The 1,505-nt window shown below is 42.0% G+C and carries 1 protein-coding gene; it reads right to left on the reverse strand.

The features are described from left to right. Positions 1–169: 169 nt before the first annotated feature. Positions 170–1,414, reverse strand: a complete 1,245-nt coding sequence (locus EV207_RS22835) for an ISL3 family transposase (protein WP_132748761.1) — start codon at positions 1,412–1,414, stop codon at positions 170–172. Positions 1,415–1,505 lie beyond the last annotated feature (91 nt).

A 1,505-nucleotide genomic window follows, 5' to 3' on the forward strand; every position in this document is an offset into this window, starting at 1 on the left:
GGTTCCTCGCTATTTTCTGTGGAAACAAGTTAAATACATAGTCTAGTAACCAGTAATGAACCTTCTCGCTTTTTCATAGAGTCTCAATCTTCACATTGGCACTCAAGGAAAGCACTTGACCGCCAACATGAAGATTGAAGTGGGGTCTGTAAGCGAGAAAAAACCCACCTTAACCACCGATTGGCGGCTTAACGGTAATTGTTAGCTTATTCACAGTGGCGTAGATCATGGCGATAAAATTTTTAGTCGAACGGTAGCCACGGGCTTTTCGTTTCGAAGCCTGAACGAGACCGTTTATGCCTTCCAGTAAACCATTGGTCATTTTGCTGGTGAACCATCTTAACACACCTTTTTCATGCTTCTTTAAGGTCTTAGCTGCTTTGGCCATGGGCTCTAATTGGGAATGCACAGCCCATGTATACCAATCCTCGAAATAAAGAGGCGCATACAAGAAGGTTCGTGTCCAAAGCCCCTGTAAAGCCAACTTTAAGCGATAAGCCCGTGCTGTTTTTAAAAGGGTGTCCTTTAAATTGAAAAGTTTGACCTGTTGGTTTTCAGTTAATTTATCTTGATTCTTTAGCCAAATGTATCGCGTTTTCTTTAATTCCGGCGCTTCTGCTTGTTCAGTGCGTCGGACCTGATCAAGGGCTTCATTAATAATCTTCATCACATGAAACTTATCAAAGGTTATGTGGGCTTTGGGAAAATGTTCTTCTATCCCCGAAATAAAGGCTGGGGACATATCACAACAGACTTCTTCAATCATTTCAGGCGAAACTTCTTTCTCGATAAGATAATCCTTAAACGTTTTTAAAACGGTGGCGTCTTTTCCTTCCGTTGCGAATAAAACGCGTTTTGTATCAACATCGACGAACAAGGTGACATAGTGGTGGCCACGCTTAGATGATGTTTCATCTATAGCGATGCGTTTCACTTGCGACAGGTCCACCTCTTCCATAGCTTGACGAACATAATAATGGAAAATGCGCCATAATCGCGTATCGTGTTCGCCTACCTTTCTGGCTACGGCAGATACGGGCATTTCTTTCATCAAGGTCATGGCTTCAGATTCGAAAAACCATGTGAAACCAGCCTTTGGACGTGACCAGTTAACGACCACTGTCCTAGTCTTCCCGCAAAGATCACAGGCTACTCTTGGGAGCCGAGCGTGTAGGTAAGTTGTATATTGCCAGAAGTTCAAATGACGCCACGTCCGATCATCATTGACAATATCATGGACCTTCGCATGGGAATGGCCGCAATGGGGACATGTAAATGTTGCCCCTCGTTCAAATGATAAATAAATATGGAGCACTTGATTTGAATGATCAACCTTATAATCTGAAACGTACCATGGTTCTTGGATTTCTAAAGCTTCCTGAAAAAGGCTAAAATCATGTTCAAAATCTTTCATTTTTAAGTTCACTCCTAGGTATTTTCATAGTTTAATACCTAGTATTGTCAAGGAATCTAGTCTTCAAACCCATAGATTTTAGCGAAGAAGC

The sequence above is a fragment of the Scopulibacillus darangshiensis genome (genome assembly GCF_004341035.1).
GTDB lineage: Bacteria > Bacillota > Bacilli > Bacillales > Sporolactobacillaceae > Scopulibacillus > Scopulibacillus darangshiensis.